The sequence below is a fragment of the Nostoc sp. genome, assembly GCF_036917655.1.
Classification (GTDB): Bacteria; Cyanobacteriota; Cyanobacteriia; order Cyanobacteriales; family Nostocaceae; genus Nostoc.
This window is the reverse complement of record NZ_JBALCY010000009.1, coordinates 288,803-314,015: the sequence shown is the minus strand read 5'-3', so window position 1 is coordinate 314,015 and position 25,213 is coordinate 288,803. Positions and strand designations below refer to the sequence as shown.

The 25,213-nt window shown below is 41.3% G+C and carries 24 protein-coding genes; 13 read left to right on the top strand and 11 right to left on the bottom strand.

The features are described 5' to 3' along the window. Positions 1-53: 53 nt before the first annotated feature. Positions 54-1,049, bottom strand: coding sequence for an NAD-dependent epimerase/dehydratase family protein (locus V7K30_RS05760; protein WP_334997961.1), 996 nt, complete (start codon positions 1,047-1,049; stop codon positions 54-56). 58 nt (positions 1,050-1,107) lie between these two features. Between V7K30_RS05760 and V7K30_RS05755 the strand changes: the two genes are divergently transcribed. Continuing rightward, complete coding sequence (locus V7K30_RS05755; RefSeq protein WP_334997960.1) at positions 1,108-1,254, top strand: hypothetical protein; 147 nt, start codon at positions 1,108-1,110, stop codon at positions 1,252-1,254. 72 nt (positions 1,255-1,326) lie between these two features. Here V7K30_RS05755 and V7K30_RS05750 read toward each other — a convergent pair whose 3' ends face one another. Both V7K30_RS05750 and V7K30_RS05745 read right to left on the bottom strand, forming a co-directional pair. Further along, a complete protein-coding gene (locus V7K30_RS05750; RefSeq protein ID WP_334997959.1) occupies positions 1,327-2,556 on the bottom strand; it encodes a tetratricopeptide repeat protein in 1,230 nt (409 codons plus the stop codon). 213 nt (positions 2,557-2,769) lie between these two features. Beyond that, positions 2,770-3,243 carry a hypothetical protein gene (locus V7K30_RS05745; protein WP_334997958.1) on the bottom strand — a complete coding sequence of 158 codons (474 nt, stop codon included), beginning with the start codon at positions 3,241-3,243 and terminating at the stop codon, positions 2,770-2,772. 298 nt (positions 3,244-3,541) lie between these two features. Between V7K30_RS05745 and V7K30_RS05740 the strand changes: the two genes are divergently transcribed. From V7K30_RS05740 to V7K30_RS05730, 3 genes are all read left to right on the top strand, one after another. Continuing rightward, positions 3,542-4,438, top strand: a complete 897-nt coding sequence (locus tag V7K30_RS05740; protein ID WP_334997957.1) for a YihY/virulence factor BrkB family protein — start codon at positions 3,542-3,544, stop codon at positions 4,436-4,438. 94 nt (positions 4,439-4,532) lie between these two features. Then, the gene (locus V7K30_RS05735) at positions 4,533-5,039 is read left to right on the top strand and encodes a DUF4112 domain-containing protein (protein WP_334997955.1); all 507 of its coding nucleotides are present in this window, start codon (positions 4,533-4,535) and stop codon (positions 5,037-5,039) included. A 182-nt stretch (positions 5,040-5,221) separates the two neighbouring features. Beyond that, entirely contained in the window at positions 5,222-6,160 is a 939-nt protein-coding gene (locus V7K30_RS05730) for an alpha/beta fold hydrolase (protein ID WP_334997953.1), read from the top strand. A gap of 420 nt (positions 6,161-6,580) precedes the next feature. On the opposite strand, the gene V7K30_RS05725 is transcribed toward V7K30_RS05730, so the two are convergent. Next, positions 6,581-6,760 (bottom strand): hypothetical protein, encoded by a 180-nt coding sequence (locus V7K30_RS05725; RefSeq protein ID WP_334997951.1) that lies wholly within the window; start codon positions 6,758-6,760, stop codon positions 6,581-6,583. 497 nt (positions 6,761-7,257) lie between these two features. On the opposite strand from V7K30_RS05725, the gene V7K30_RS05720 reads away from it, so the two are divergent. After that, positions 7,258-7,410 (top strand): hypothetical protein, encoded by a 153-nt coding sequence (locus V7K30_RS05720; protein ID WP_334997949.1) that lies wholly within the window; start codon positions 7,258-7,260, stop codon positions 7,408-7,410. Between the two features lie 35 nt (positions 7,411-7,445). Then, entirely contained in the window at positions 7,446-8,111 is a 666-nt protein-coding gene (locus tag V7K30_RS05715; RefSeq protein ID WP_334997947.1) for a class I SAM-dependent methyltransferase, read from the top strand. 103 nt (positions 8,112-8,214) lie between these two features. Here the strand turns inward: V7K30_RS05715 and V7K30_RS05710 are convergent, their stop codons facing one another. Continuing rightward, positions 8,215-9,960, bottom strand: a complete 1,746-nt coding sequence (locus tag V7K30_RS05710; protein ID WP_334997945.1) for a fasciclin domain-containing protein — start codon at positions 9,958-9,960, stop codon at positions 8,215-8,217. Positions 9,961-11,466: 1,506 nt separating this feature from the next. Here V7K30_RS05710 and V7K30_RS05705 point away from each other — a divergent pair. Continuing rightward, a complete protein-coding gene (locus V7K30_RS05705; protein ID WP_334997943.1) occupies positions 11,467-12,396 on the top strand; it encodes an alpha/beta fold hydrolase in 930 nt (309 codons plus the stop codon). A 109-nt stretch (positions 12,397-12,505) separates the two neighbouring features. Here V7K30_RS05705 and V7K30_RS05700 read toward each other — a convergent pair whose 3' ends face one another. Further along, the gene (locus V7K30_RS05700) at positions 12,506-12,874 is read right to left on the bottom strand and encodes a phospholipid-binding protein (protein ID WP_334997941.1); all 369 of its coding nucleotides are present in this window, start codon (positions 12,872-12,874) and stop codon (positions 12,506-12,508) included. Positions 12,875-13,143: 269 nt separating this feature from the next. On the opposite strand from V7K30_RS05700, the gene ilvN reads away from it, so the two are divergent. Then, on the top strand, positions 13,144-13,662 hold the full coding sequence (gene ilvN, locus V7K30_RS05695) for an acetolactate synthase small subunit (protein ID WP_298906950.1): 519 nt from the start codon (positions 13,144-13,146) through the stop codon (positions 13,660-13,662). Positions 13,663-14,425: 763 nt separating this feature from the next. Continuing rightward, complete coding sequence (locus V7K30_RS05690; RefSeq protein ID WP_300423736.1) at positions 14,426-14,626, top strand: heavy-metal-associated domain-containing protein; 201 nt, start codon at positions 14,426-14,428, stop codon at positions 14,624-14,626. Positions 14,627-14,900: 274 nt separating this feature from the next. Here the strand turns inward: V7K30_RS05690 and V7K30_RS05685 are convergent, their stop codons facing one another. The 5 genes from V7K30_RS05685 to V7K30_RS05665 all read right to left on the bottom strand — a co-directional run bounded on the left by V7K30_RS05685 (position 14,901) and on the right by V7K30_RS05665 (position 21,769). Next, positions 14,901-15,863: a general stress protein gene (locus V7K30_RS05685; protein ID WP_334997939.1), complete on the bottom strand. Its 963-nt coding sequence runs from the start codon at positions 15,861-15,863 to the stop codon at positions 14,901-14,903. Positions 15,864-16,094: 231 nt separating this feature from the next. Next, a complete protein-coding gene (locus V7K30_RS05680) occupies positions 16,095-16,961 on the bottom strand; it encodes a DUF4435 domain-containing protein (RefSeq protein ID WP_334997937.1) in 867 nt (288 codons plus the stop codon). Next, positions 16,958-18,316, bottom strand: coding sequence for an AAA family ATPase (locus V7K30_RS05675; RefSeq protein ID WP_334997935.1), 1,359 nt, complete (start codon positions 18,314-18,316; stop codon positions 16,958-16,960). Before V7K30_RS05675 ends, V7K30_RS05680 begins: the two co-directional genes overlap by 4 nt. 123 nt (positions 18,317-18,439) lie before the next feature. Beyond that, positions 18,440-20,752 carry a pentapeptide repeat-containing protein gene (locus V7K30_RS05670; protein ID WP_334997933.1) on the bottom strand — a complete coding sequence of 771 codons (2,313 nt, stop codon included), beginning with the start codon at positions 20,750-20,752 and terminating at the stop codon, positions 18,440-18,442. A 9-nt stretch (positions 20,753-20,761) separates the two neighbouring features. Further along, positions 20,762-21,769, bottom strand: coding sequence for a zinc-dependent alcohol dehydrogenase family protein (locus tag V7K30_RS05665; RefSeq protein WP_334997931.1), 1,008 nt, complete (start codon positions 21,767-21,769; stop codon positions 20,762-20,764). A 159-nt stretch (positions 21,770-21,928) separates the two neighbouring features. Between V7K30_RS05665 and V7K30_RS05660 the strand changes: the two genes are divergently transcribed. The 4 genes from V7K30_RS05660 to V7K30_RS05645 all read left to right on the top strand — a co-directional run bounded on the left by V7K30_RS05660 (position 21,929) and on the right by V7K30_RS05645 (position 25,163). Continuing rightward, positions 21,929-22,192, top strand: coding sequence for a type II toxin-antitoxin system Phd/YefM family antitoxin (locus V7K30_RS05660; protein ID WP_334714847.1), 264 nt, complete (start codon positions 21,929-21,931; stop codon positions 22,190-22,192). Continuing rightward, positions 22,182-22,517 (top strand): type II toxin-antitoxin system RelE family toxin, encoded by a 336-nt coding sequence (locus V7K30_RS05655; protein ID WP_334997929.1) that lies wholly within the window; start codon positions 22,182-22,184, stop codon positions 22,515-22,517. The genes V7K30_RS05660 and V7K30_RS05655 overlap by 11 nt, the downstream gene beginning before the upstream one ends. 339 nt (positions 22,518-22,856) lie before the next feature. Beyond that, positions 22,857-23,435 carry a hypothetical protein gene (locus tag V7K30_RS05650; RefSeq protein ID WP_334997927.1) on the top strand — a complete coding sequence of 193 codons (579 nt, stop codon included), beginning with the start codon at positions 22,857-22,859 and terminating at the stop codon, positions 23,433-23,435. A gap of 3 nt (positions 23,436-23,438) precedes the next feature. Next, positions 23,439-25,163 carry a hypothetical protein gene (locus V7K30_RS05645; RefSeq protein WP_334997925.1) on the top strand — a complete coding sequence of 575 codons (1,725 nt, stop codon included), beginning with the start codon at positions 23,439-23,441 and terminating at the stop codon, positions 25,161-25,163. Positions 25,164-25,213: the final 50 nt, after the last annotated feature.

Here is a 25,213-nt window from a genome sequence, read left to right as displayed (position 1 = left end):
GTTGGTGCAGCCTCTCTAAGAGTTGAGAAGAATTTGTAGAGTGTGCGTAAGTCCTAATCCTCTAAGAAATAAGTTCCCAACTCTTTGATTCGCTCTACCCAAGCCTTAACATCATCAGCCGCCTTATATTTCCATTGAAGTTGAAGTACTTCTCTGGTGTAAGAATCATCAAATACCACGTTGTCTTTATTTTCAAATATTGGTGCTTTAAATTTTACCTGAGCAGCCTCCGCAAACAAAGTTGCCATCTGGCTAATACTCAGATTTTCAGCCGCTGCAAGGTAGTGTCCTCCTTTGGAGCCTCTTCGTGCTGCGGCAATGTAGCAGTCTGCCAAATCTTCAACGTGAATCCACGCTGTCATAAAGTCTGGCGGAAATGGCTGATAGGCTTGGTGCGGTTTCCCGGTGATGAACTGCTGAATTGCAAAATCCCAGATACTGCCACGGGTAGGCGATGAACCATACACTGATGAGGGATAGATGATGGAGGCGTTACCTCCTTTACTGATATATTTCTCTATTAATTCATCCTTCATCGAATTTACATCTACTAGTAACTCAATCCATGCTAAATATTCAAGCTTTCTGGAACCTGTGTGGCGAGGTGTTTCTGTTATTCTTCCTCCCTCAGTAGTCACTAAAGAGAAATTCCCACTGGTGGCGATGACATGAATATCTGGTGAAACCGCACTAGCAGCGTGTAAAGCGGCTTCTAATACTATACGATCCTTCTCAAATTGAGCTTCTTTGGTTGATTCCGCAGGCATGTGCCATGCCAAATTAATTATCGTTTTAACATCATGCTTGCGAATTACTTCTTCAACATCCTGTTGAGAAAATTGTTCTTTTTGGGAGTAAATTATTTTTTTACAGAAGGGTTTGATAGCCTCAATATCACTGCTTGGACGCACAAGGGCTAACACGGCAAAATATTGTGTTTGAGAAAGCTTGCGGCACAATGCTCCACCAATATAGCCGGTTGCGCCTATGAGCAAGATATTTTTAACTGAACTGTCTATCTCGGTTGAAAATTCTTTTTTCTCTAACATATTTGAGAGTTTAGTTCATCAAGTTTTTCAATTTCCATTCAATTATCTCAGAGGATGTTTGAAAACTATTAGGCGACTAGAAGTCGCTACTACACAAGCTCTCGTCCACCTCCGTGGACTAAGAGAAAATCAAGGGTTTGAAACCCACGCAGGTGGTTTTGCCTGTATAGCCAAGCCAGTGCGGGAACAGGGGGTTTTCCCATGAGCAACTGGCGTGCGACTTCTAGTCGCCAGGGCTAGGATGAATTGAGACTTTCTGAACATCCTCTAATATTGGCTACAAATTTGCTTTCGAGACTTTTTCAATTTGCCCAGTAAAGTATGCTTCCTCATGTTTAAGTTGTTGCGCTAGTTCTAACCCTTTTTGAAAAGCTGTTAGTGCTTGAGGAAATTCTTTGCGTTCTAGATATAATTGCCCAATTTGGTCATAAGCTTGCATCATCCCGTAAAAGTTGACGGCTTGCGCCTGTATCTGCACAAGAATTTGGCTAGCCTGCAAAGCCTCGGCTGTTTGGCCTTGAGAACGATACAGCGCAATTAACTTCTGCAAAGCGTCACCAGCACGAACATACTCCTGTAATTGCCAAGCAGTGGTATAAGCTTCTTGATAATTTTTAAAAGCTTCTAGCAGTAAGTTAGGATCTTTCTTTGCTAGAGATTCGTAATCTGAAGCGATCGCTAGCTTTAATTGTGGTATTTCAGTAAGATTATTTTCATTGACGTAAATTTCTGCTAGCTTATTAAGTACATTCAATGACTGCTGTGGTTGGTTTGTCTGCTCGTAAATTTCAGCCAGCTGTTGCAGATATGTTACCTCGTTTCCACGTTCGCCTTGGGAAGTAGCTAAACTCAACAATTCCTCGTAAACTGGGGCAGCTTTGCGATAATCAAACCAAGTCAAATGTAGTTCTCCAATTGTCTTGAGGATTTCTACTAATGCTGTTGGATTTTTTTGCTGTCGCACCACTAGCAAAACTTGGTCGTAAGCTTCTACAGCTAGTTTAAGCGATCGCACATTTTGGTAAGCTTGCCCTAGCGATCGCCACAATTCTAGATCAATTTGGGCTGTTGTTTTCTGAGATTGTGCCTGCTTTTGAATTGTTTGCAATCGCTGCGTAATATATTGTACTTCTGGGCCGTCGTTTTGCTTCCAAGCGATCGCCCCGACTCGTGATAATGCTTGCACCTCTGCGAATGAACCTAAAAAGCGCCGCAAGCGCAGTTCCCGGTTCCAAATTTCAAACGCCGCCAGCTGATCCCCTGCTTGCAGTTTTGCCGCTGCTTCTTGGTTTAAGGCATCCAGCGCTGGTTCTAACTTTTGCTGTTCTTCGAGAGTTAACGGCTGTTTATCCTTGGGCAAACGTGGTAGCAGTGGATCGGGTGTGGTAATTTCTAGGGGATTAGGAGGAAATTTATCCGGTGGTTTGGGCTTTTTAGTCTCTGCCAGCGTCAAAGAGCTACTAAAGAGTATAGCGGCAGTCACAATCACAATTAAGCGCCTGAACATGGGTATTTTACCTTGCCTTGAGTTAGTTGCATGAGGTAATTGGCAATTATCCGTTAAATAAAACTTATCCAAAGTTTTCCAAACTAGACTTTTCTATAATAGATAACTTGCACTATGACGGACTTTGGTGGCAGGATAAGTTAAGAGATTTGATTGGTCAGCTTATCCTTGCTCACAATAATCAAGGATAAGCAAGTTTAGATAGGTATTTGGCTATTTAGTATTACCCTTGTTTGCTTCTGCTAATGCTCGTTCGCGAGTCAAGCTATCAATAGCATCACCCAAAGCAGTAGTCAGGCTATTGCGGGTTTGGGCGTGGTTATCCTGCTCAGTTTTGAAAGCTTGCAAGAGGCGATCGCGTTCTTTGATCACGGCGATGAGTTTAGCTTGCAAGTCCTCCACAGATTTTAGTTGTTCTATTTCTTGTTGGATCGCTGTTAATGGTGTCCCAGCAGCCAGTGTCTCGACCTCAATACCCTGGAGTTTATACAGGTCTGCCTTCAGGGATGCGATCGCCTGTTGGGACAGTTGGGCATCTGTGCGGCGTTGTTCTGCTTCTGTGTTATAAAGCTGACGCCATTTTTGGGCACTTTCCCAAGCGACATCGCGATCGCCCTGAAGTACCGCCATCTGCTCTTTGAGTACCTGGATTTCTGTCAACCACTGTTGTGTCAAATCTTGATTCATAAATAAATAGTTATTAGTTATTAGTCAATGGTTATTAGTCAAGAGTCATTAGTCAAGAGTCATTAGTTAGGAAGTCTCTCCCCACTCGTATTCTTGCGGTAAAAAGATAGATGCGATCGCTACGCAAAATTTGGGAAAGTAGTTTAGGATTTACGCACTGAAAACCTAAAACTTTGATCCCCCCTAACCCCCCTTAAAAAGGGGGGGATCTGAAAGAGCCAACTTTTTAAGGGGGTTGGGGGATCTCTTCTGCGTAAGTCCTACAGTTAATAAACTCAACCAGTTTTAACTCTAAATCATGCCAAAGCCTCGTTTTTTCCGATTCTTTCGCCACCTCAATTGGCGCACGCTCAAAAAAACTTTTACGAGGACAATCGAAAGACGACTTTTGGGACTTGCCTCGGAAATCGCCTTCAATGCCATGCTATCGCTGTTTCCAGCAATTCTGGCTCTGATCACAGCCATCGGCTTATTGGCAGAATCTTTGCAAGCCACCTTTAACCAACTGGCGATTCAACTAAGTCAAGTCCTACCTGAAGAAGCCCTGGATCTGATTCGTAATTTTGCCACCACAGAAATTACCAACTCCAAAAACAGCAGTTTATTTTCTTTGAGCTTTGTATTGGCAATCTGGACTGCTTCTGGGGCGGTGAATACCGCTATGACAGCCCTCGACCAAATCCATCAAATTCCTCCAGAAAAGATGCGCCCCTTTTGGAAAGCCAAGCTCGTCTCTCTGGGATTAACAGTCGGCACTATGTTGCTTTTAGTATTGGCTTCTTTCTTAGTTTTTACCAGCGATCTACTATTGGCAATGGTAGTGAGCGGAAATGGTTCTTTGATCTTCTTGTTCTATCTTTGGAAGCTGTTACGCTGGCCTTTAGCTTTAAGTATTGTTGCTGTCGCCTTTGGCTTTGTCTATCGTTATGGGCCAAGCCAGTGGAACTCAGGCACGCCAATGATGCCAGGAGCAATTTTAGCAGCTGTTTTTTGGGCAATATTGTCTGCCCTATTTCGGCTTTATGTGGCGAATTTTGGGAATTATAATAAAGTCTATGGTGCAGTAGGGGCTGTGATAGTTTTAATGCTCTGGCTGTCGATGAGCGCTGCTGTTATGTTAATCGGCGATCAGTTGAACGTGACTGTCGGCGAAGATATGCGCCCAAAAGCACAGTCAGAATCCCCCGGAAAATAGAAAATATAGCTAAAATCTCTGAGGAAATTTTAGCAAAACCTTAGTAGAAGAGTAAAATATCTAACGATTCAATCCAAAGTTAGCGATCGCCTTTATGTCTGATTCTCCGCCTCGATTTTCGATGATTGAACCTGATGCCAAAGCACCCACCTTGAAGCGCCTGCGTCAGTTAAGTCGGCTGCTGGATAATGTTATTACCATTCCTGGTACAAAAATTGGTTTTGGTCTAGATCCAATTATAGGACTGATACCTATTGGTGGTGATTTTTTGGGAGTCATGTTTTCTAGCTACATCATCCTAGAAGCAGCGCGGCTGGGTGTATCTAGAGCCACTTTAGGCAAAATGGTTTTGAATGTGATCATTGATGGCTTGGTAGGGGCTGTCCCAATTTTGGGAGACTTTTTTGATTTTGCCTGGACAGCTAACACTTATAATATCAAGCTATTGGAAGAATACTTAAAGTTTCCCAGCCAGCAAAAGAGTGCAGACAGGTGGTTTATCTTTGCCGTTTTGGCTGGATTGTTGCTAATCTCCATTGTTTTAGTAGCATTGCCCGTGATCCTAGTTAGAATGCTGTGGAACGCCTTAACTGGCGGTTAAAATAATTCATAATGACGCTCGTTCCGACGCTGCGCTAACGTAATTCGTAATTAAGTTTTGTAACGGAGATTTAGATCCTGCCACAAAACTTGCCGCGACTCGACTGAGCGATCGCCGAATGTCTTGTTAGTTACTCTTTACTTAAACCCCCAGAATTAGTTAAATTATTTGTTGATAATGGAATGAAAGATTGGTGGCAAGCTACTTTTCCCAAAGGGCGGCAAAGTCTAGTTATTACTGATGCTAAAGGGTATCCTGTACAAATTGCTTATGGCGAAAAAGGTAAAGGTAAACCGCTAATTTTATTACATGGCATGGGTAGTTGGAGCTACAATTGGCGTCACAGTATAGCACCATTATCTAAATATTTTCGGGTAATTTGTTTTGATGCCAAAGGTTTTGGTTTTTCCGAAAAACCATTGTCTCGTAGAGAACACAACGGCCATCAAGTTATTGAGTTTCAAAGAATTATTCAGGAATTATGTGATGAACCCGCAGTGATTGTGGCTGAATCTCTGGGGGGATTAGTTGCCCTTGCACTTGCTCAAGAACATCCGCAGTTAGTCGGGCAGCTTGTAGTAGTAAACGTACCTGTTTTTGCCGAACAACTACCCCATTGGGCTATGTGGTTACTTGCCCAAACGCCCCTGGAAGTAATACAAACAATAGACTCCTTACGGCTGGCATATTTGTTTGCACCTCTATTTAGAGAAATTATGGCAATAGAAAGACGTAGGGTATTATTCGAGCCATCAATTTTGACACAGGAAGATGTCTATTGGATAACTTACCCGTTTATTGAACTGCCAGGTACGGTTGCAAAAGTCGCCGAAGAGTTACAAATAGCAGCGCAAGAAATTGAGAATTGGCAAGCAAATAAGCCAAATATGCTCACCAAAATTCAAAATAACCTGAGTTCAATTAAGTGTCCGACACTAGTTTTGTGGGGTGATCAAGATAGTTGGTTTCCTGCTAGTCATGGTGAAAAATTGCATAAGTATATCCCCAATTCCAAATTCCAAATTTTGTCTAACTGCTGTCATGATGCTTCAACTGGCGCTTTTGAGGTGTTGAATGCAGCAATTATTGAGTTTTTACGGGATAGTGATTTATCAAAATAATTTATGTTCTAATTGAGCTGATGGTTGTTTTTTTGATTTAGGACTTACGCAAAACTACACATTGTAGGGGCAATTCATGAATTGCCCCTACCTAAAAATCTTTCTTTTCGGCTATTGTTTGCGTAAGTCCTGTGATTGGCAGATATGAGAGCGATGCCTGCGACGGGCTATTCGGCGTAGCTAAATAAAAAGAGAGTGGAAGGAAGCATATCAGTCAGCTTTCAAACTCCCACTCTGCCATTTGCCACTGAAGTGAACAGGAATGTATACAGACGTTGCCCGTTATTTGGGGGCTAATGCGTAGTTCAACAACAACGCCCATACGCATTTAATATTCCTGTTGCAGCAAATGCCAAACCTGATTATTGATATTTATCTGCTGAGGAAAATCCGCTGCAAATAATTGGTAGAGATAGTTTTTTATTTTTGCAAATCACTTGGTAAATAGTGTTTTACAAAAGGAATTTGCTTACGTGGTAGTCCCTGATAACAAAACCCTTGAAGTCGTTTATCTTCGTACAATTTAACTTGGTTAATCAGAATCTGGTTGCCATTTTGGCAGATTTTTAAATTTCCTAATTGCTCATAAGTAGCTTTCATGAACTGCGGACACCAGAACAAATGAAAATCTTTCTTCCCTAGTAGTCATTTTCAAGTCAGGTGGGTTGAATTAAATATAAAATGGCTGTAACAACTGGCTTGAAAGTCAAGCGATACCTTTGGCAACCCCTGCGGTGTCCGCAGTAGCAATCTCAGTTGTCAGTTAATTTCGACCTAACTGTGACATTTCTCTTGGGCGATCGCTATTAAGCTAATCGGCATTCAAGTTGCATAATCAGGGCGGGCAAGATGCCCACCCCACAAGATATTGAGAAAATTTTAATATGCAAATTAGATGTGTTTTAGCTTAGTAGTTTTTGCATGATGACGATATCGCCACATGACAAAGCTAGTAATAAACAAAATTAACGGTGTAAGTCCGACAAAGACGTGGAAAATTCGGGATGAAAGTTTCTAGCAGGGATTTACCCGCAATGCGCACAGATACCAGAGTAGCTTGCTGCTTGGTGAAGGTGAGTGCGTAGATCATCGGGTTGATGAACTCACTGAAGCTCCAGCAAAATCCGGTGAAAAATGTGCATATCAGAAACACTGCTGCGATCGCGCTTTGCGTCAGTTTGCCTACCTTTAACCAGTTGCCAGGGCAACTTGTTTTGTTAATTGAGATGTTAGATGGTTTTCAGCGATAGTATAACTGTAAATTCTTTCAATTCTCTGAGCTACTATGCCAAAACAGTCTATAGGTCTTGATAACCAACTCTACAATTATCTTTTATCCGTTTCGCTGCGGGAACCAGAGATTCTTTTGAAGTTGCGCCAAGAAACCGCCAGCCATCCCCGAAGTAAAATGCAGATTTCACCAGAACAAGGGCAGTTTATGAGACTTTTGGTGCAGCTCATTGGAGCCAAGAAAACCCTGGAAGTTGGAGTGTTTACAGGTTATAGCTCACTCTCAGTTGCCTTAGCCCTTCCTGAGGATGGCAAGATTATCGCTGCTGATGTGAGTGAAGAATTTACTGCGATCGCCCGCCGATATTGGCAAGAAGCCGGAGTTGCCGATAAAATCGATCTGCGGTTGGCACCAGCTTTGGAAACTTTAGATCAGCTGTTGGCAACTGGGCAAGCCGAGACATTTGATTTTGCCTTTATTGATGCCGATAAAGAAAATTATGATGGATATTATGAGCGATCGCTGCAATTGGTGCGTCCAGGGGGATTGATTGCTATTGATAATGTTTTATGGTCAGGACAAGTCGCTGAGGAGCAAAATCAAGATGAAAGCACCCAAGCTATCCGGGCGCTCAACGAAAAGTTACATCATGACGAACGGGTAACGCTCTCCCTTGTCCCCATTGCCGATGGACTTACTTTAGCCATCAAGCGACCTTAATACAGTTTGATGCCAACTTACTATTATAGCTGTTTTCTATTTGCCGGAATCCAGTAGGGTAGCACATCTGTGCTACCCTAGCGCATGTTCTACTTCTATTTACTTAGAAGTTATAGCCAATTCCTAATTGTAGCCCGACATCAGTGTCATCCAGAAAAGCAGCATTTACACCACCTGTTAGCGTCAGTTTAGAACCGAGAGGAACGTCTACACCACCAGTTAGTAGTAATCCAATATCAGTATTAAGATTAGCTTCAATTGCTACGCCAGCACCTATGTAAGGAGATATAGCAAAGGTTCTCTCACCCACCGAACCTGCTCTGCGGGGAGAAAAATCCAAAGTTATGGGAACTAGAAATAGTGTATCGTCCCCAAATATCACCGAGGGTCGCACTGATAGATAGTTTGTCAGACCAAGTTTGCTGATTACTGTAAAGTTACCATCGCTCAGAGCGGAATCGCCGCCGCTCAAACCAATGTTACCACCAACCCCAATGTAGCTTCTGCCACCACGAGTAGCTCTACCTACATTAACATCAGGCGTTGTTGTGCTTCCTGTTGGTGGCTGATTTAACTTACTGATGTTAACATCAGGCGGAATCAGGACTTGGTTAATTGCATGGATAACACCATTGCTAGCTTTCACGTCCGGCTGGATGATTCTGGCATTATTCACCGCGACTTGATTGTTAGAACGATCAATTTGAATATTTACAGGTCTTCCTTCATCGGTTTTCAGTTCCCCAGCCGAAAGTTGACTAGAAGTTACTGCACCAGGAACCACATGGTATCTCAAAATCTTAACCAATGCTTCTCTGTTTTCTGGTTGCTGTAACTGCTGTAAGGTAGCAGCAGGTAAAGCAGCAAATGCTGCATCGGTAGGAGCAAAGACTGTATAAGGGCCTGGCTGTTGAAGAATATCTGCTAAACCAGCTGTCTTCAATAAAGAAGTCAAAGTTGTAAAAGAACTACTGGATGCAGCAAGAGAAACAATATCGGTAGCGGCTTGAGTTCCACCGACAATATACTGAGTAGCTGGAAGATTGCTCGCAATGGGTTGCACCCTTCCTGTTTTAGCTAAAGCTTGATATAAGAGTGCCGCAGCTTCTGCACGAGTCAGGGGCTGTTGGGGATTAAGTTGTTTTACATCTGGATAATTAACAACAATATTAGATTGTGTTGCTGCTGTCACACTACTAACAGCATAGTCCGGGATACTTGAGGCGTCATTGTAGTAGGTGCTGAGGTCACTACTTGTTCCAGTGCTGCTACTAGTTAAACCCAAACCACTCGTTAAAGCAACGATCGCCTGTACCCTTGGTATTTGTTGATTTGGTCTAAACACGTTCCCAGGATAGCCTGCCAGAAATCCAGTTTCATAGGCGCTCTGAATTGCAGAAGCCGCCCAATAGTTAGCAGGAACATCACTAAATCCACCTGCGCTTAATTGCCGAACTCGGTTTTGGTTACCGAAAGCTTTTTGAATTAGGGCGGCGAATTCAGCACGAGTCACAGCTTGATTCGGTCTAAAGCTGCCATCAGGAAAGCCAGCAATCACGTTATTGTCAGCTAGGGCTTGAATGAAGGGATGCGCCCAATAATCTGAGGAAACATCAGACAAGTTAACTGTTGAAGCAGGTGATGGGGTCGCAGGTGATGGGGTCTCAGGCGATGGGGTCGCAGGTGATGGGGTCGCAGGTGATGGGGTCTCAGGCGATGGTGTTGTAGATGGAACAGTCTCTTGGGATGAAGCTGGGGCAGAAATTAGGATGGGAGTTATTATAGCAGGTGTCATTCCCAGAACTAGTAAAGCAACCCTTGCTGATGACCAACGAAACAAACTAGACATGGAAATATCCTCTTTTCAAATTCTTGGATTGACTATTGGAAAATACTGGATGTAAGGTTAAGTGAATACAAATATCCAGATGATTGTTTGGTTTGCCTCTATATGGAAACCACAAATGCAACCGTTAACTCTGGAAAATTCAGATGTTGGACATTATGAGTAGCTGCTCTGACATCTCATAACTAACATTTATCCAAATGTTCACCAGACATAGTATAGGATTCCTATTTGATTTTTTAAAACCCGCAGATAACACTAATAAAGATAAGCAGGGATACTGTGGTGATATGGTATGTTGCAATAATAAAGATAATTACTGCAACTAGGCGATTTTACAGTTATAAAATCGCAGTCAAGCAGGAGGATAAGTGGCTTTTAATAGCCGTCTCTTTATAATTGCCGAGGAGGGTTAATGCCGTCAAGCTCAATATATCATGATCTTTAGCAAGATTTAAGAAATAAAATGTGTCTTGGCGATATGCTGTATTGTTAATCTTTTATCAAAAATATACAACTAACTAATGGCTGGATTTCGAGGAAAAACTTTCACTCTTTAGATAGTTGTCTGTAATGGCAAATTTTAAAATACTAGACTGGAAATTAGCGATCGCAATCAAAATTTTCGAGCATGATTGCGCCAATATTTTTTGCTAGGAATTATTCTTTTGCAAAAGATTATTTTATGAAAATGAACCCACAGATAAACTAGTACGCCACGGCGGAAATAGAGCAACCATTTAAAATCCCTAAAGAGCTTATTCCATAATACTTTTGACTTTTGACTTCCGCCTTGCGGTACTAGTACACTGTGGGGGAAGTTTGCCTACCTTTAAGCAGTTGCTCAGAGCAACTAGTTTGAGATGGTAGCTGGACTTACGTCAATACGCTTGGATTAGTGATATTTTTTGCCCCGGAAGATCCCACCAACCTACGCCACTTGCTGCACTTGGGGACACCCCAAAACCCTTCGGGTGACGCAAGGGTAGCGAAACGTTAGTCACAAGGCTGTTGGCTTAAGTATTCAAAAAGCAATTTAGACTGTCCTAATGACCGACGGTCTTGACACACTCGTACTATAGCGTTTCCTAATGACATGAAATACATCATAGCCCCCTATCGAAGAGCGGGGAGGGGTTGGGGGTGGGGTTCTTGTACCTCACTCAAGTGAGAACCGCTATAATACAACCTTATAAACTAGTTGACTTTCAATACTGCGTAAAATTTCTTTTTGAGGCAGGGGAAGTTAAGGAGACTTTGGATTGAAAAGTCCTTAGCCTGCAACCCCTGCACCCCCTGCATCCCTGCCTCCCATGCCTGCCTCAAATAGTATTGAGTTTATTTTGACTTGTGTGTACACCGTAGCCCCTAATAGGGAAGAGGCTTTGAGGCTTACTCCCCAACGCTAATAGGGAAGGGGCTGGGGTTAGGTTTCGTTTGGTTTTTCCACATAACGTGAAAAATCAAAGTTTTATAATAGAATTTAACGCTGGTAAATTAAAGGAGACTGTGACCACACACTGGCAGGAACGGGTTGGTAATCAAAGGGACTGGGTTTGGCGCGGCTGGCAAACCCGCTACACTTACATTCGCCCTAGCCAAAATCACCACAAGACAACACCCCTAATATTGCTACATGGCTTTGGCGCTTCCATTGGTCATTGGCGCCATAATTTAGAGGTGTTGGGTGAACACCACACAGTCTACGCCATCGATATGTTGGGTTTTGGCGCTTCCGAAAAAGCCGCAGCTAATTACAGCATTGAATTCTGGGTTGAGCAGGTTTACGACTTCTGGAAAACATTTATCCGTCAACCAGCGATATTAATAGGCAATTCCAACGGTTCACTGATTTCCATGGCCGCCGCCGCCGCCCACCCCGACATGGTGCTGGGTATGGTGATGATGAGTTTACCCGACCCTTCACTAGAGCAAGAAGCAATCCCGCCAGTGCTGCAACCAGTTGTCAGAGCAATTAAAAATATTGTTGCTTCGCCGTTGATACTTAAACCTGTGTTTAACTTCGTGCGCCGTCCAGGGGTGCTGCGTCGCTGGGCAGGTCTTGCCTACGCTAACCCAGACGCGATTACCGATGAACTCATAGAAATTTTAGCTGGGCCTCCCCAAGACAGAGGTTCCGTTAGGGCTTTTAGTGCCTTGTTCAAAGCTGCGATCGGAATTAACTTTAGTCCCAGTGTCAAGAAAGTATTACCAACCTTAACAATTCCGATGCTGTTAATTTGGGGAGAAAAAGATCGGTTTGTTCCCCCAGCCCTGGCTAGCCAATTCGCTCAATACAACGAGAAATTGGAACTGCTGAATTTGGAGAATGTAGGGCATTGTCCCCATGATGAATGTCCAGAACAAGTCAACCAAGCTATTTTAGATTGGATTGAGAGATCGGTTGGGGTAGGCGTAGCCCCCCGCAGGCATCGCTAACCGTTGGTTATTCCCTAAATATTATGCAATGGGTGTATGCAATGGATGCGATCGCGTCAGCCAGCACCTTTACCACGATTGAATTTCTAAATTTTTAATTCCTTAACACCTAGCCAATCGTAGCTTGGTTACTGTCAACATCTGTAGTACCATTCACAGAACGGGCTACAGAAATCATTTTGTTGAGAATTTCTTGACTGGGAACTTTACCTTTCAATACTACAGTGCTGCCAGTCTGAGCAACCCAAAGGGTATTAACATCGTCGAGTTGGGGATCTTCATCAAATGCCAACGCTACCCGCTTTGCTAAACCACTTTGGTCATATTCTCCGTTTAATCCCACACGTTCTGGGGGTGTCGATTGCGTAGAAGTAGATGCAACGTTACTAGTCGCAGCTTCCGGTATTGCCTGTGCGGTCGGATTTACTTCTGCATTTTGAGGTTTTTCCATTCCAAACAATCTTTGTAACCAACCCATAAAAACTTTTCTCCTATTAGAGGTTTATCAAATCTGAGTATAAAGGCTTTACAAAAATGCCGCATCTGCCAATGAAAAGATATGTATTCAATGAAATTCCTGCTTGCAGTATGATTTCTGCCCAATTTATCTCTAGGAATGCAATGAGTGCAACTATTCAGTTTAAAATAGAAGGTCGCACTGACTTTTTTAGTGCGGTAGTCCGTCTAGCGTAGCCGTTAGCTTGTGTCTGCGTTCCTCAATTCCTGCTCTAGCCTCTGTTGGCGAAGATGAAACATACCCTTTCAGTTCTCGTAGAAGATGAGGCGGGTGTTCTTTCCCGCATTTCTAGTTTATTTGCACGTCGCGGTTTTAATATTGAAAGCCTTGCTGTTGGCCCTGCTGAACAAGGAGGAGTCTCCCGAATTACGATGGTTATACCTGGTGACGATCGCATTATCGAGCAACTCACCAAGCAACTGTACAAGTTAGTCAATGTCCTGAAGGTACAGGACATTACCGAAACTCCTTGCGTCGAGCGGGAATTGATGCTTTTGAAGGTGAATGCTAGTAGCAGCAATCGCTCAGAAGTAATCGAACTGTCTCAGATTTTCCGGGCGCGAGTCGTGGATGTGGCGGAAGATTCTCTGACCTTAGAAGTTGTGGGAGATCCAGGTAAAATGGTAGCGATCGTGCAGGTGTTGCAAAAATTTGGTTTGAGAGAAATCGCCCGCACTGGCAAAATTGCCCTAACTCGTGAGTCGGGTGTGAATACCGAGTTACTCAAGTCTTTGGAAGCAAAGGTTTAGTTGGGAAATTAAATAATCAACTTGTGGGGGCGAACATCTGTGCATAGGTGTCAACTTAAGGGCAAACCCTTTTAAAACCTCGTTTCCAGCCTCTGGCTGGAAATGCTGATCTTGGCAGCTCTGCCGCCAGCAAGGGAGGCGGAGCCTCTAGAATGGCGTTCCCAGTCGGAGACTGGGAACGAGACAAGGATATTTGTAGGTTGGATTGAGGAACGAAACCCAACTTACGCTGGTTTTGGTTTTTGGCTTTAACCCAAGCATATTGGTTAACTCAGGGCTTTTGTTGCAAAGCCCACAGCATATCTATGCCATAAGATAGCTGCTTTTTGAATATATATATGCTTTTAAAGTTGGATATAAGTATCTATAGCATAGGAATAAGTTAAAAACTACAGATAAAAGGTTTTGTGACTTACCTATAGACGCCTGTATGTTCAGGTAGTGCTTCCAGAACAACTATATCGAACAGGAACGCCTATAGAAGAATCTGGAATGTCTGGCGGAATCCTCAAAACAAACTAAAAAAGCGGCTTTTTATAAGTTAGTAGTACTAGGTGTATTTTCATAAATAACTTTATATATTTTGGCATCTTAATTCGTTTTACTACCAGCAAATTCTATTAATAACGATTTATGTATAGCTATTATTTACTACTATCACTGTGATACCCAATTACCTTACTTCAGTAAGATGTACGCTCACTATCCCAACCGTTATTATATTTATTAAATGGAAATTACAGTTGAGGTAATGAGGTAAGTAATGGCAACTAAATTGAAAGTTACAAATATTAAAGGTGATGACTGTGTGCAGAAAATAACTAAATCTATTCAGACTATGGTATCTGATGCCAAAGTAGATGTGGACGTTAATGCAAAAACCATAACTGTAGATGGTTCGGCTTCTGAAGAGACAATTAAACAGATAGTTCAATCTGCTGGTTATACTATAGAGGGGTATTAATTACATATCTAAATTTCTCAGGAGATTTAGATATGTAATTTAGCCAGCACAATTGCTTAATCATAATATATTCGCCCGTTTTCCGGGCGGAATATTATTAACAAATTACTCTACTTGATCAATAATATTTTCCTCCTCTGACACACTTGAAATACTTGACTTTCTGCCTGACTTATCGGCTGTAACAGATACAGCTAAAGATCGGAGAATTTTGAAAGTATTGCTGTATATTTATTTGCTCTGACACAATTGTTAAACTTTCCGGTACTCGTTTTCAGGAACGAATTAACATTGGGTCATAAATTTGACACTCTTGAACCCCATAATTGCTCAGAATAGAGCTAGCATGATCAAGCTCATTGTCTGCACCACTAACGATGAGTATGTAATTGCCTTGATCAATTTGCTCGTTGTAAAAGCGTGCCCACTCATCTGCTATTCCTAGTCTGATAGGGTCAAACCGCTCACTTAAATTAACGCCTATTGACCCTTTGAATTGAGAGAAGTCTTTGCAAATTAAGGAAATCTGGTTTACTGAAAAACCTGCGGCACACATATTGTTAATTGCCGGTTCAACATTATCTATGTTATTAAAGCAACTAACAGCATACTTTGACATTATCCCACTTTTACTAGGAATGGCAGTAGCAGAAGTCGTTGTGGTCAGATAATTTGTAGTTACATATTCACTGTTGAGATGCTCGTAAATACCAAACTCTTCAATACCCCAACGCTGTAGAATTTCTGCTACTTTAGCAATTTCAACAGATGTACAATCCACGATTATTAAATAGTGTCCATACTCTACTCGCTCGTTATATGTTCTAGCTTGTTCTTCCGACATTCCCCAACCAACTAATGCACCAGCAAAAGTCCCAGTAGCAGCACCAATACTTGCACCTACAAGGGTTGTAACCAAAGCAGTTGCTGCTGCGCCAGCCAGCATTATTGGCCCAACTCCAGGGATTGCTAAAGTCCCAAGACCTACTAATAAACCAGTCAAACCACCAACAGCGCCCCCTGAAAGCCCTCCTACTGTTGCGCCTTCGTCAGCTTTATCACCAGTGCGCTCTTTAATTTGCTCATCGGCAATCTCATGATTGCGGTCTGCATTTTGTACAACTACAGATACTTTCTCCATCGCCAAGCCAGAATCTCTCAACTCATGTAGTGCTTGTTCTGCATCTCGACGATGAGTAAATACGCCTACAGCACGTTGATATTGACTTAAAACCATTATTACTCCTTGGTAGTAGGGGAAAATTAATCAGCTACAAATTTAGTATTTCAGTACTTATAATATTAAATACGAGTTTGTTTAACTGAAAATCATTTTAAGTAATAAAATTTTGAATAAGATTGTATCTCATCAACGAATGCGATCGCCTGATTTTCTACCGACGCTAACACTCTTCAAATGCTGGCGTGTCAAAAATAACAATACTATACATAGGTTACAAATTGGGTATTATGTATCATTCCGCAAAACCCTAAATGGCTGATTATTGCTTTCCCATGTCCGAATGTCCAAGTAGAGTTGTGTCTGGTAAAAGTAGATTTCTTCGTAAGCAAGCCGCAAACTACGCTCAAGACTGTTCGGTTCAACATCAGCAGCTTTGTTAGTACCAAGTACTTTGCGTAAGCCAAATGACAGAATTTCCACCAAATCATGACCACAGCAGATTTGCCAAGGATCATGGTTATTGTTTTTCTGACTCTTTAGCCGTTCTTGCAAATCTTCATCTTTCAAAGAGAAAGCTTGGGATTTATTCTTAATCTCCTGAATCAGCTTGACTTCATCAATTTGTAGAGTTTGCTCATCAATGAACTTGCTAAATGTAATACTATCAAAGGTTAGATTTAATTCGTCACATTTAGAGATCCAAAGTAAATAACCTACCGACATTCCAGTTTCAACTAATACTAATCTTACGTCTCGATGAAACTGGGCAATTTTCTTTTCAGAACCAAACTCAGCGAGTACTTTGTTAAATGCAGGTGAGTTAATCAGCATAGTTTCAAGGTCATGGCTGTCGGTGCGAAGCAGATTAGGACTAGTGTATAACAAAGTTTCAAGGCGCTCAAAATCTGCATCAACAATCGCTAAAACTCCCTGAAAATTTGATTGCTCCAAAATTTTTAAAATTTCAATAGCACGCTGCTTACTAGAGGGTTTTCCCGATGTTTCAACTAACTCACAAACTAATTTGTCAACAAATCGCTTATAGAAAGTTTTATCAGAACTTCCTTCGACTAATAAAAAAGTTCCAGTATATGTGCTTCGTCGTAATCGAATTTGGTTAGCAACACGGTCAACTGTCAGAAAATCTCTCACTTTTGTGGCCCTTTCAGTTCAACCGTCAAATCCCAGCGATCTTGAATGATATCTGGTGAATGAGTAGCCATTAGTATATTTAAATCTGCAAGCTGTGTAATGTCTTGTAAGTCCTTTAAAAACTGAACTTGCCAACCTACATGAAGAGATAATTCCGGTTCATCAATTAAAACTAGAGAATTCGGTTGAACTTTAAATAATAGTTCATATAGAAGAACTAACTCATGTTGCTCCCCTGATGACAAATCTGTTGGTAAAAGAGTTTTTGAATTAGATAATGGAGAGTCATAACTTGTTGTGACAACGAATCCTTTTTCTTTACTAAAGTTTATCTCTTTGTAGGAATAAGCAAACTTATTATTAATAATTTTCCTTAATAAATCAATTTTGCTTGCAATTTCAGCAAAAACACTCAGCTTCTTTTCCACATCTTCAACATATACCGACAAAGCATTTTTAGTACTTTCATCTATATCTTGAGGCTGGATTTGAAATTCTGAATCTTCATCTTTATCTAAAAGACCTACTTCTATGAGACGAGAACGAGTCGCTTCAAGTTCGTTTAGTTGATCGCGAAGTTGTTCATCTGTTAAATCTGCGGATGATTGTTGCTTAACCACTCTTATGGGAAAAGTTCTGTCAAGAGATTGAGATATTGTACCGTATTCCTTAAATTTATCTTGCATCAGTTTAGCAAGTTCATCAGAATAGGCAGATACAGTGGACAACATTGAAGGTGTTTCAGCAGACCGTTTGGAAGAACGGTTAGGAATAAAATTAAGCAGCCGTTGTGATTCAATGAGGCGAATAGGAATATTACTTTTCAATTTTTTTAGCCAATCAGGTTCTTCTTGTGACTTAAAGTTTGAGGATGATACACTATAAAAACCCTGTAGATAGTCTTCTAAATGACGAATTTTTTCGATAGGAATATTCATGAATCTTGGAGGATATAATTGTTCTCTTTCTGGCATAATATCATCGGATGAAACACTCATGAAAACTTCTCTATCAGAACGACTATTTACTCGCATTAAAGTAAAAGAAAGTGGTTTTAAATCATGCTTGTAAAAGTTTAAAACAATACTATTGGTTTCTAATCCTTCTGCATTTTCGGCATTTTTAATTATTTCAACATTAGTATTATCATCAAATTCAACTCTAAAAATTCTAAACGGGATAGCTCTCAAGTCTGCGTATCGAGAGTTGAAGAAACTATTCAAAATTCTTAAAATTGCTGTTTTTCCAAAACCATTTGGGCAATGAATAATGGTAGTTCGTTCGTCCATGTTCAATGGAATCACATGGTCAAAAATTCCAAATAAGCCACTGACAGAAATTTGCTTAATTCGCATAGTCATCTAGTCCTATAAGCATTGGCTTGAGCATAATATACCTTTAAGTCTACAGCCTAAATTTGTGCTAACAGGCGCTAATTCAGCGATCGCTCGTTTTAACGGTAGTGGGAAGTACAGGAATTACTTCAGATAAATCAGCAAATTCAATCCCGGAATTGTGCGGGAAAGTGTCCACAAAACTAGCGTGATGTAAATTACACCCAAACTCCATTGATACCAAGCCAGTGCAGAGATGATACCTGGTAAGTGTTCGTCTCGCAAGCGAATATCGTTAAATCCTAATTTAAGTAGGTTGTTGAGGCTAAAATCATAGTAGTTGAGCCAGTTCCAATGGCGATCGCACAACAAAGGCATATATCGTTCCCGAAATGTCTGATTCCTGGGTATAACTGGCAAACGTCCAATCAACAATCGTAACTGGCGAAATGTGCCGTCTTCTGTGAAGTAAGAAACGTCCATTAAATCATGATAACGACCTTGTTGGTAAAGTCGGATCAATAAAGCCATTGGCAGGGGGACAATAATTATTAAAAGACACCCCAATGTCAGCCAAGGTTGTTCAGCATTGCGAAAGATAGCTAGTAAGCTGAAGAATTCTAAAACGCTAAAACTGACTAATATCGAAATGGTTTCGTAGGATGTGGGGATAATTGGTACCGGATGCAGCCGACGATAGCGATCCACTAGCCAAAATAGTAAGCCGAAATAAGCGATCGCTAATCCTCCCACGCCAAACACTAACCAAAAATTCGTACCATAGCCACTCAACAATAGCAATACACTTAATGCCAACCAACTCCAAGCTTGTAGTAACCATTCACCGATAGAAAGTGCTTCACCTACAATTAAGCGATCGCTCAATTGGGTATATTTTTCTAAATCGATGTCTGCTAAGGAGAGTAACTCACTGCTATTGCGAAATGCTTTTATTAGACGACGCTGGGCGATCGCTTCGGCTTGAGTTGCAGAAAAACCCAGGTTAATCAAGTTTGCAACAGTTGCACTATTAATATTTGTAGCCGTCAGACGATGGACAAACTCTATTAATCGTAGTCGTTGTTTTGTGTATTCCAGTTCATTAGCATCGCTTACTTGCTGTTGCTGACGAAAATTTTGCCCCAAATTCCGCAAGACATTTTGATTACCTTGCAATGTTGGGATGCAGAACATCTTACCAATCTCACCGGGATTACCTAAAATTTTTGCTTGGTTGGAGTTAAAAGTTAAACCAGGTACGCTTAAACAAGCCTCTGGAGCAAACATCGCATCGCTAAAATCTGCTTGGTTAAGAATGTTCGCACCTTGCAGATTTACCAATTGGTTAAATTCCGTTTCCCGGAAGCTCACAGTTTGCTCAAAAGTCGCTTCTGTTAAAAGGAGGAACTGATTAAAATTCGCTTTAGTAAACTGTACTTGATTGGCAAAGCGCACATCAGAAAAATCAGCATTTCCTTGCCACTGCACACTATTGAATTTAGCTAACTGCTTAAAAGTTACTTGGTTGAAGTTGGCAGTTTTTTCAAAGATGCTGCCTTGAAAATTAGCAAATTCCTGAAATTTGGTTTGTTTAAAATTAGCTTTTTCAAAAAAAATACTGCCCTGAAAATTGCTTTGTTGGCGGAAGTTAGCACTGGTAAAACTAACGGAACGACCAAATCTGGTTTCAGTCCAGTTAGTGGGTTGGAGAAAAGTTGCACCTTGAACATCTACAGACTGAAGAAAGAATGTATTAGGGAACTTGACTTCGCCATTGAAGCGAGTTTGTACCAGTGTCAATGCACCACGAAAGACGGCGATTTCACTGGATAGAATTGGCTGTGTTCCTAATAGCGATCGGCAATCTTTGGAGTTGGATAAAGCATAGGCGTAGCCCATCGTAGACATTGTGAGTGACTGCAAGCAAACAAAGCGCAAACGTTCTAGTTCTTCTTGTTCGGTAGCTGTGAAAATGGGAGCGTAGACGCCTCGCGGCTTGTCGCCAGACATCGCTTGCGAGTACAAGGGTGTTCTTAAACCCAAATCACTACCTACAAAATCCCCCAGAATCAGGGCATAGCTGAGGTCTAAACCCAGAGGTTTTGCACCTAGTTCTTTTCGCAGCAGTTGGTAAAAAACATCACGAAAGCTAGCGTTTTCTGGGCGTAAATCAATCACCATTTTCTGCAAATCAACGGTCAAATTGCCTTCGCGGAGTGTTGGTGTGTGTAGACGTTCTTGTAATAGTTCTAGGGTTAAGGGTGTGCGTTCTGGCTGCGTTTGTGCTGCCCAGGCAGGTAATGGGAGGAAGAGAAGAAGAATTGATAAAACGCAAAGGAACGCATTCGCAAAGCGTCTCGCAGAGAACAAAAGCGCAGAGGAGCGCAGAGAAAGTCTTCTGTGTACTTTTGGGTTTAACCTCTGTATGCCTATGCGTTTAAAAAATAAATTATGCAAGTTGTTGGATCATTCGTCGCTAATCTGTAGAACAATTTTACCTGTCACAGAAGCGCTTTCAATCAGTTGGTGGGCTTTAGCTGCTTCTTTTAAAGGAAACTTATGACTAACGTGGATTTTTAACTTGCTTTCATCGATCCAGGTGGCACATTGTTTGAGAATTTCTGCATGATGCTGGAGGCTCTCTTCTAATCCTAGCAAGGCTGGTGTCAGCATTAATTCAAAACCAATGCGGAGATTACGTAGTCTAGCAGTTTTCCAAACAGTATTGGCATCTGGTTCGAGAATCGTCACAATATCGCCATATACTCGCACTGCGGGGAAGGTTTTGTGAAAGGTTTCGCCGCCTATGGTGTCAAAAGCCAAGTCTACGCCTTGGCCACTAGTCCAATCTAATATCGCTTGCACAAAGTCTGTTTCTTTGTAAAAAATTACATGGTCTGCACCGAGTTCTTTGACGAAATTAGCTTTTTCCTCAGAACTGACTGTGGTAGAAACAGTAGCACCTTTGAGTTTCGCCAATTGAATTGCTACATGACCGACACCACCAGCACCCGCATGAATCAAAACCCGTTCCCCAGGTTCCAATCGTCCCCGTTCATATAAAGCTTCCCAGGCGGTGATTAATACTAAAGGCGCTGCTGCTGCTTCTGCAAAGGAGATAGACGCGGGTTTACGTGCCACAAACCGCTCATCCACAACGGTATATTCAGCATAATTTCCTTGGTGTGCGCCTAATCCGCCGTAGCAAAAATATACTTCATCACCTGTGCGAAAACGCTGAACACCAGCACCTACTGCTTCGACTACACCTGCACCATCACATCCTAAAATTGTCGGCAGGCGATCGGGGTAGAAAGTGCCTCGGCTACGAAGTTTAGTGTCAATGGGGTTAATGCCAGCTGCCACCAAACGTATTAAAAGTTCAGTATTACCTACAGGAACGGCGGGGTTTGGTACTTCCTGTACTTGCAGAACTTCGGGACTGCCATCTGCTGTCATCAAGACTGCTTTCACAACTCTTTCCTCCTGGCTTTAGATGCACGTTCATTTGCAACTTTAGCGCAAGAGTGTGGACACAGAGCAATGTTTGCCGGAAAACTGCGTAGGCGTAGCCCGTCGTAGACATCGCGCTAACGCTATAATAAATGTACATTTAAATGTACACTTATTTATATGCCAAAGTACTTAACCATTACGGAAGCTCGACGACAACTATTAGATTTGCCGGATGAGTTGAAAGATGAACCAGTGATCATCACCAAGCATGGTAAGCCCGTGATGGCAGCACTTAGTTTTGAGCAATTTGAATCTTTGTTAGAAACCCTGGCAATCTTATCTGATCGGGAGTTTGCCCATCAGCTACAGGAGAGTATAAGCCAAGGGGAACGGGAAGAAACCATTAGCTGGAAGGAAGCAAAAGCCCAACTTGGACTCTGATATACCACAACCCGCCAATATAGAGTTTGAAATTGAACTGACACCGCTAGCTTTAGAAATGTTGACTGGTGTTAAGGATCAGCGTCATCAGAAATCTTTGAGCGACAGAATCGACAAACTCAAGACAGATCCAGAAAAGCAGGGAAAACCTCTACTTGACAAGCTTAAGGGATATCGCAGTGTCAGGGCTGTCGGTCAACGCTACAGAATTATTTATAAAGTAGAGCTAGAGAAAGTCGTGGTTTTAGTGGTTGGGGTAGGACTACGGAAAGAGGGTGACAAAGGGGACATTTATACACTCTTGCAGAGATTGTTGGAGGAATGAGTAATCTATAACGATAAGCTTCTTTGCATTAACCACTTGTAGAAAAATGGTTTCAGTTTTGAACTGCGTCGCTTGCGTGTTTCGCAGAGAAGGGCGCGAAGTCAAAGGGAAAGAGCGATCGCGCTTTTGATTAGTAAATTATACAAGGGGCGATTACTTTTGGTAATGTTATTTGTATCCCCAAGATTAGTAATTTGGGGAATTTTGCATACTTACTCGTCGGTGAACGACGGAATGTAACAAATACTATATAGGGTTAAGTATTATATGTTACTTTGTTAATATATCTATGTTCACCAAAGGAGTCTAAGTAAAATTGTTTAAGAGTAAGAGGAATTTATGACTAAACTCTCCATAGAGCAAATGCTTTACTTGCTTTACACTGTTGCCTACTTAGATGAGGGTACGGTAACTCAAGGTACTGTCAAAGAGCATTTGTCTAAAGAACTGAAAAAAAATGCTGATGACATATATAACACTCTATATCAGCAAAATTTACTAGAATCACCTAAGAGAAGGCGGATTTCAGTCACAGAAGAGGGCAGGAAAGCGCTTGTCGCCAATCTACAAACTACAGACTACGAATTCGACTCTTCAAAAGGGCAAAAAGTTCTAAACACTCTTCTGCATTGCCTTAAGCTGACATCGTTGAAAGACTATGCTTCTTCTGTGCCTATAGAAGATATGGACTTTGACACATTCGTAGAAAAGTTTAAAGAACTATATTTTGCGGAAAGAAAGCAACAAGAATTGCGTGGAGTCGTTGCTATTTACAGTCGAGATATTGGTCTGAAATTTAGGGATAATCACCCTATTTCTCAATCTACATTGGATAAGTACTTCAATACACTTAAATTGACTGGCAAAGTTTTTGCTGTTACCGAAAAAGAAGAAGAAATAATTCAGTGGGTAGAGTAAATAATGCCAGAAGATGCAGGTAAGAAAAAATTTATAAAAGACTTTTTGCAACAAGTTAAAGGAGGTGAAGGTTTCATAGAAGATATTTGGATTGAGCGTGTTGTCAGACCTCCAGGGTCAGATGGTGAGGGATCTACTGCTCTTAGTCTTTCTATGCGATCCATATCCAATATAACTCAGTTACTGGAAGATGATCTAAGATATACTTTTGATGAGGGCTACTTCGCCTTTAGATTCGTTGCAGCTGCGCTTGGTAGTGGTAAGACTTCACTTTTAACTTATTTACATGAATTAACTAAGACTCAGCGTAATTACAGAAGTCTTTCTTTAGTAGTTCGCTTCCCACTTTCTGACTTGTTAAGAGTAAGTGGAGATAATAATTTTGGCATCAAATTATACTGTTATATATTAGCTCACACCTTCTGGGAGTTACTACACAACCAAAACTTATCTCCGTCAGTTAAAGAAGTAGCAAAGCGTATTCTTAACGATTTATTAGAAAGAGGCCAAGTTGCTGAACTTGAATCGGCAAAAAATTTCAAAATTCAATTTTATCCTAAGTTTAACAAGTATCTTGTTGACAGTGGAGTTAGTTTTGAAGATTTTTTCTTTTATGTTATCTCTGAGGTCGCAGCTTTAGAGCCAGCTTTTACCTTTGTATACCTTACAGATGAGCTAGATCATCTCCAAGAATATCCCAATTACATTCTAGACACTAGATCACTTTTTAAGGCATTAATTAAGGGAGTGCGCCAGCAGTTTAACTCAAAAGTCAATCTGCTAATCTATCTGGTAGGTACTACAGACAATGTAAAAGGTTTTATTGCTGGAGATATTATATTAGAAAGCATTGTAGATAGAGCCGTTATCAATCTACATAAGGGCTATAGCAATGAGCTTGAGATGATCAGAGCTAAGATTGATGACCGGATTCAAGGTGCTTATCAGGGATATAATAATTTTGCAAAAGCATGGGAAGAAATTAAAAATATACCCTTGAACGCTAGTAATAATTTAAGGAAGTTTTGCCAGGACTACGCATCATCAGTACTGGAAATACATGAAAGATATTTTAGTGAAGCACCTGAGCAAGTCTTTGAAGGCAATTCCCGTGAGTTAGTGGAAGCGCAGTGTCGAACAAAGTGGGCAAGTTATTTGAGTAAATATGCATATACTTTATCAACAGTTTCAACTACAACTGTGCTATCAGGTCATGCATTTGACTGCTCTGTGCAATTGTTACACAATGGCAGTCTTATAGCTAGAGCCTTTGGTGAAGCAAAAAACTATGAGCTTTTGAGTGGACACTTGCAGACGTTTGAGAAATGGTTAAGTGATGTTAATTTCAAGCCAGAGGGAAACCCATCTGATTTGGCTTTTATGATTGCTCCTTCATGCCCATCTCTTTTACAAAGAAAGCTAGAGCTTAAAAATATTCAATTTATTAAATCTGAGAAAGTAGCTCCACCACCTAAAGCAGACCCGCCACCGCCACCACCACCGCCACCGCCACCTACTGCTATCAATATTAATAAGGCTGACAAAGATAGACTTATTGTTGCTTTCAAGGGTACAGGTGTAAAACAAACAACTATCGATAAGCTGATAAACCTTAGACAACGTAAAAGCTATATTCGCTTAGAAAGTCTGGCATCTGATCTAAAATTTACCGACGCAGTTAGAAAAAAACTCCAGGAAAAATTGGATAAAGGGGAGATTTGCTTTTGAATGGAGCGATAATTCTTTAGAAGAGGTGGAAAGATGCGACGCGATGTCTG